Source organism: Aquimarina sp. Aq78, assembly GCF_900299525.1.
Taxonomy (GTDB): Bacteria; Bacteroidota; Bacteroidia; order Flavobacteriales; family Flavobacteriaceae; genus Aquimarina.
Genome location: NZ_OMKA01000026.1, coordinates 718,655 through 725,336 on the forward strand (window position 1 = coordinate 718,655; position 6,682 = coordinate 725,336).

Below are 6,682 nucleotides of genomic sequence, written 5' to 3' on the forward strand. Positions count from 1 at the left end.
ACTTAGGACTTTCTGTAAAAGCGAGTGCAAATATACATATTCCTTATAAATCTCAAAGAACTTAAATTATTTTTTTTAAAGAATATGAAAAGTAATATATAACAATTTAAGAAACGAAGATATTTTCTTTAGGACTCCTTCGTTTTTTTGGTAGCTACAATTCTGATTTTAGTTGATTAATCAATGCTTTTGATGCTTCGGTATTCATTGTTTTTAGTTCTTCTATCATTTTCAATTTGGTTTCCCTGGTATATTGAAATGGCTTGTTTTCAATTGTAAAATCATAACCAATTTTTGCAAAAAGGTGATCCGACCATTCATTACGGATACAATCTATAATTAAATGAATACGATCGGTTGTCCCATTGTTTTCTACACGATGAAGTAAATTAAAGTTTCCGTACCAACATTCTCCAACACCCATACTCACTTCTTTGTTATTTATGTAAAAATGAACATCCTTATTTGTTGTGATCGGAATATGAATTCTAAAACTTCTATCCTCATATCCCAGATTATGATCTGTATGTTCTTTTATGCTACTATTAGGAGAAAGATTGAGTAAACGAATAGATTCTTTTTTACACTCAAAAAGCGCGATTATTTCCTTAAAATAAGGGCAATGTTCCAGTAGAGAAGTATTCTTGTAATTATGAGCACCAGATGAGTGCGCATAGATTTGATCGATAGCTCCATTAAGAGACCTAAGTGCAATAGATTTCCAATCTCCAGAATAATCACTTGTATTAAAATGAGAAATAAATGGGTGAGATTTGCAATATTTTAAGTCTTGTAATAGCCGATTTTCAGAAAATGAAAAAGGAAGTTTTAAAAATGCATTCTTCATCGATGGATAACTTGAATAGATAACAGCCAAATTACTTCATTTTTACTACTTTTAGGCGAAAATAAACTCAGATTCATGCAAAACATACAATCTTACGTTCAAGAACATAAAGGTCGATTTATAAATGAGCTTTTCGAGCTACTTAAAATTCCATCTGTTAGTGCAGATACAGCATATAAAGATGATGTAATAAAAACAGCATCAGAAATTAGCAAAAGCCTTAAAGATGCTGGATGTGATGCTGTAGAAATATGTGAAACTCCCGGATATCCAATTGTATATGGAGAAAAAATTATTGATAAAAATCTTCCAACAGTGTTGGTTTATGGACATTATGATGTGCAACCAGCAGACCCAATAGAGTTATGGGATAGCCCTCCTTTTGAACCCGTAATTAAAAAGACAGAGATCCATCCCGAAGGAGCTATTTTTGCCAGAGGATCATGTGATGATAAAGGACAGATGTATATGCACGTAAAGGCGTTAGAAATTATGACCAAGACTAACCAATTGCCGTGTAATGTAAAATTTATGATCGAAGGAGAAGAAGAAGTAGGAAGTAAAAGTTTAAGCTGGTTCGTAGAGCGTAATCAAGATAAGCTGGCAAATGATGTGATTTTAATTAGTGATACAGGTATGATCGCTCAGGATGTTCCTTCTATTACTACCGGATTAAGAGGATTAAGTTATGTTGAAGTCGAAGTAACAGGGCCTAATAGAGATTTACATAGTGGGTTATATGGCGGTGCAGTAGCAAATCCAATCAATATATTAACCAAAATGATTGCTTCTTTGCACGATGAGAATAATCATATTACTATTCCGGGTTTTTATGATAAAGTCGAAAATCTTTCTACAGAAGAAAGAGCAGAAATGGCAAAAGCACCTTTTTCTCTTGACGATTATAAAAAATCACTGGATATCAATGCAGTGTATGGAGAAGAAGGATATACAACCAATGAACGCAATTCTATTCGACCTACATTAGATGTAAACGGAATCTGGGGAGGCTATACAGGAGAAGGGGCCAAAACAGTTATTGCCAGTAAGGCTTATGCCAAAATTTCTATGCGTTTGGTTCCTAATCAAGATTGGGAAGATATTACAGAATTATTTAAGAATCATTTTGAAAACATAGCACCAGACGCAGTAACGGTAAAAGTAACTCCGCATCATGGTGGGCAAGGCTATGTAACCCCAATAGATAATATTGGATATAAAGCAGCTAGTAAAGCATATCAAGATACCTTTGGTAAAACACCAATCCCGCAACGTAGTGGAGGTAGTATTCCTATTGTTTCTTTGTTCGAAAAAGAATTAAAAAGTAAAACAATCTTAATGGGATTTGGCTTAGATAGTGATGCAATACACTCTCCTAATGAACATTTTGGAGTTTGGAACTACTTAAAAGGAATAGAAACGATTCCTTTCTTTTATAAATATTTTACAGAATTGAGTAAGTAAGATTCTTACATAAACTAAAAATAATGATGGCGTTACCCTGATTTTTAATCAGGGTCGAGCTATTCGTTATATCTTTTTTGTCACCAGTCAAACATTTCTTTCAGAGATTTAAGGATGACAAAAAAGGATGCCACTACTATCTCTAACGCATAAGAAACCTCATTAAATTTGAATTATAGATGAGATGATTTTTTTTTCATCTATTAGTTCTGCATAATGAGTGAAACAACCTACATGAAAATTGTAGCCGATACTTTTTGTCGAAAATGCAAAATATATTGCTTTTTTGCCTTTTTTTAATCGTATTTTTATAAGAGTAAAATTCCCCCTAACTTCTATTTCTTCAAAACTCTATAGTAAACATTATTTGGATCAATGTGCATTAAAAAAATCAATTTTAATAGTAATAAATATTCCGATGAAAAAAACAGTATTAGGGTTTTCGGCTTTATTAAGTGTGGCATTTACTTTTGCTCAGACTAATGTTATAGATATCAATCAAACCGGAAAAGGAAATGAGACAGAAATTTCTCAGAAAGGAGTAAACAACACGTTAACGATTGTTCAGGAAGGTAATGTTAACAAAGCAAAAGTAGAGCAGGGAATAGAAGGATCTGCAAAAGGAAATGGTATAATTAGCCAAATCCAGACTGGAGATCAAAATGATGTATATGTTATGCAGCAGGGAGATTTCAATGCAGTATATCAAAATCAGCTAGGAGTATCAAATAGTGCAGAAGCTACTCAGTATTCAGATGTTTTAGAAAGTAAAATCAAACAAACTCAAATAGGAAATAATAACAAAGCAGCGGCAATACAGGGTGAAGGTTCAATATTTGCGGTAAATGTTAAAAATAATATTGATCAAACACAAAGAGGAAATTTTAATACAGCAAAGGCAAGTCAATCTAACAATGATTCTAATCTTAGAATCATTACACAAAATCAAGAAGGAGAATTTAATCAAGCTATTGCAGATCAGAGTTCGATTTCGGGATATAGTTTTAATATTGAGCAACAGCAATCTGGAGAATACAATAATGCCGTAGCAACCCAATATGGAGGAAGCTTTAGTCTAAGTAGTATTGTTCAGGATCAAAAAGGATCTGGAAATACTATGGCTGCTAGTCAGCTATCTCAACCACATGGTTTTGGAGATAATTTCATTACTCAATCACAAACCGGAAATTACAATACGGCTACTGCAATCCAGAATAATGGACATTCTATTACACAAAATCAAATTGGAGATTTTAATCAAGCCTATGCTCAACAGGAACCAAGAGAATTTTCTGTAATTGAACAATACCAGGAAGGAATAAGAAATATAGCATATGCTTCTAAAGATAAAATAGACCAGTTTGGTACACGACCTTCTTATATTTCTCAAAACCAGGTAGGAGAAGATAATCAAGTTTCTGTTAATCTGGGAGGTAGAGGTTTTGTGACTCAGAAGCAAGAAGGAACAAGAAACAGTGCTTCTTCAACACATGTTTATGCTTTTAACATTGGGACATCTCAAAAACAGGTAGGTGAGGATAATAAAGCTGTTATAAGTAGTTCATTTAGTTCTTCTTCTCAAGGCTCAGAAGTAATGATAGAGCAAAATCAAGTAGGGAGTTATAACGAAGCCACGGCCATTCTACAAGGGGGAATTGATAGTAGGATTACACAAACCCAGGAAGGAGAAAGAAATACAGTAGTAGCTCAAAGTAATGGAGACGGAAATCAAATAATGAGTATACAAAAAGGATTATCTAATACCATTGAACAAGTTCAAATGGAAGGAGGGACCAATACTATGGAAGCTGCACAAAACAATATAAGCCTTAGTGGAGAAGAGAACCTTTTATCTCAGTTACAACACGGAAATATGAATATGATGATTTCTGCTCAGGATGGATCATTTAATAGTACTGATGTCAATCAGATAGGAGATTCTAATACTCTTAATACAAAACAAATTGGCGATGCAAATAGTTTAGCTGTTTCTCAAGAAGGGACTTCGTTATCGGTAACGATAATTCAAGAGGGAAATGGTAATAGTTCGGTTATTTCTCAATAATTTAGTAAATATTAGATTCAGTTTATCAATAGTTAACAGGTTAAAAATATAAATAAGCACCTTATATTAAGGGTGCTTATTTGCATTCTTTTTTGTTAAAAATTAACAGCGATTATGCTTTAACCTTAATCTTTTAGCAGTATAAATGTTAAAACAGTGTGAAACAGATAACATAGTATGGTGTTTGGTTATAATAGTATAACCCTAAATGCTTCAATATTTTTAATTTTCATAATTAACTATAACACAAAATCAATACAGTTATGAAAACTAAAACTATTATTTTAGCAGCTATGCTATTTACTTATGTTTCGTCTCTTCTGGGGCAACAACAAGTAGATGCAAAAAGATGTGAGGCAAGTAATGCCAATGCGTATATTTTTTCGGCAAATCCCAAAGCAAAAGCCGAATATGAAAACTTTAATAAGTTTACCAAAAATTATGTTCAGAGTAAAGCTTTTTCTCAAAAAGCAGCAGAAACGTATACTATACCTGTAGTGGTTCATGTATATGGTACTACACAACACGGGAAAACCGTTGATTATGATAAGATAAAAGGAGCTCTTGATGCGTTAAATAAAGATTTTAACGGACTTAACGATGATTTTAATTCAATTGATCCCGTTTTTGATGGTCGTAAATCAACATTAAGTATACGATTCGCATTAGCTAAGATTGACCCTAATGGGGGTAGTACTAATGGAGTAATTATCCATCCAGTAGCTTCTGGAATGGGTAATTATAGTAGCCCTGTTGTTGCTTCAGACGGATGGGACAATTATAAATATATGAATGTGTATATCACGGGTGATTTGTATGGTGATGGAGTTTCGAACAATTCTGGAGTAGCATGGTATCCAAACACAACAATGTCGGATGCAAATATTGCAAGAGTAGTATATAACGGACAATATTTACACGGTAATACCAATAAAGAATTTGCATCTGTATTTACACATGAGTTTGGGCATTGGCTTAATTTAATACACACTTTTGAAGGTGGGTGTGATGATCCTAACGGAGATGAAGTTGCAGATACTCCAAAAGAAGATTCTAACTCGGGAGATAAAGGATGTACAGTAGGAGCTAGTGAGTGTGGGAATTTGATTAACTATGAAAATTATATGGGATATGATTCTGCTGCAGGTTGTGCAAAAATGTATACTCAGGGGCAGGTAAATAGAATGCTTGCAGCATTACAACACCCAACAAGAAAGCCATTATGGCAACCAGCTAACCTGACAGCTACAGGAGTAAATCTTACAGGAGCCTCACTAGTAGCAAACAATAATACGGTTGAAGAATCTTTATCTAATAATGGAACCCTGGTAGATGATTCTTATGATATAGATATACAAGGAGGTACTTATTCATTAAGTTCTGGAACATTAACACAAGGAACACATTTCACTTCAAGCCTTCCTCAAGGATTTTCTCCTACAATTACCGTAATTAGTAATACAAAAATAAGAGTAAAATTCAGTGGAAGCACTAATAACCATGGTGCTGCTGATAATGCTTCAGGTACAATCACTCTTAAAAATGCTATTATTTCAGGAGGGACAAGTACATTAAATTCTGATAAAGTACTGTTTAATTTCTCATTTTATGATCCTTTTAAAGTGGTTTATGTAGATAATAGTGATCTTACAGTTGATGCTACTACAGTATGGAAACCATTTACCGATGCAAATATTCCATCTTTAGGAGGAGGAACAAATTACGGAGGATTATTTTACAATGCTTCTGGGCATCCAAGTAGTCAGCCTGCATTACAATTCGAAACTTATAAAGCTGCAATGATTACTGTAGGAAGTACAAAAAGGGTTGCAAATCTACCAGTAGATACACCAATTAGTGCTACTAGTAATTGGGTAGATGGAGGAGCATATCCTGATTTACATGAGATTAGAACAAATTCATATACCAATTGGGATGGACAAACTGGGTATGCAGGATTTAGATTTATTAAAAATGCAAAAGAATATCACGGTTGGCTTCGATTTCAGGTAAATGCTAGTGGAAATTCATATACATTATTAGATTATGCATATAGTACAGAACCTTTTGGTACTATTAAAGCAGGAAGTAAAGAGTTAGGGGCAACTCCGACTTGTAACGATGGAATCCAGAATGGGGATGAAACAGGAGTAGACTGCGGGGGATCGTGTACACCATGTAGTACACCGATAACATACTGCGATTCTAATGGAAAAAGCGTATCAGACGAATATATCAGTAGAGTGCAATTAGGAACAATTGATAATACATCTACTGGTTCTACTGGAGGCTATGGAGATTACACT

At 33.9% G+C, this 6,682-nt stretch carries 4 protein-coding genes; 3 read left to right on the plus strand and 1 reads right to left on the minus strand.

Annotation, left to right across the window (positions count from 1 at the left end; translation table 11 throughout):
- Nucleotides 1-154: 154 nt before the first annotated feature.
- Nucleotides 155-877 carry an aspartyl/asparaginyl beta-hydroxylase domain-containing protein gene (locus tag DG435_RS19480; protein ID WP_234387166.1) on the minus strand — a complete coding sequence of 241 codons (723 nt, stop codon included), beginning with the start codon at nucleotides 875-877 and terminating at the stop codon, nucleotides 155-157.
- A gap of 45 nt (nucleotides 878-922) precedes the next feature.
- On the opposite strand from DG435_RS19480, the gene DG435_RS19485 reads away from it, so the two are divergent.
- The 3 genes from DG435_RS19485 to DG435_RS19495 all read left to right on the plus strand — a co-directional run.
- Nucleotides 923-2,311, plus strand: coding sequence for a dipeptidase (locus DG435_RS19485; RefSeq protein WP_106794457.1), 1,389 nt, complete (start codon nucleotides 923-925; stop codon nucleotides 2,309-2,311).
- 418 nt (nucleotides 2,312-2,729) lie between these two features.
- Nucleotides 2,730-4,376: a hypothetical protein gene (locus DG435_RS19490; RefSeq protein ID WP_159025743.1), complete on the plus strand. Its 1,647-nt coding sequence runs from the start codon at nucleotides 2,730-2,732 to the stop codon at nucleotides 4,374-4,376.
- 263 nt (nucleotides 4,377-4,639) lie between these two features.
- Nucleotides 4,640-6,682, plus strand: a 2,043-nt coding sequence (locus DG435_RS19495) for a M43 family zinc metalloprotease (protein ID WP_255412115.1), incomplete at its 3' end; no start/stop codon positions are given.

Excerpts from the sequence above, each read along its gene's own strand:
- DG435_RS19485 (WP_106794457.1), top strand. The coding sequence starts at position 923 with ATGCAAAACATACAATCTTACGTTCAAGAACATAAAGGTCGATTTATA.
- DG435_RS19490 (WP_159025743.1), top strand. The coding sequence starts at position 2,730 with ATGAAAAAAACAGTATTAGGGTTTTCGGCTTTATTAAGTGTGGCATTT.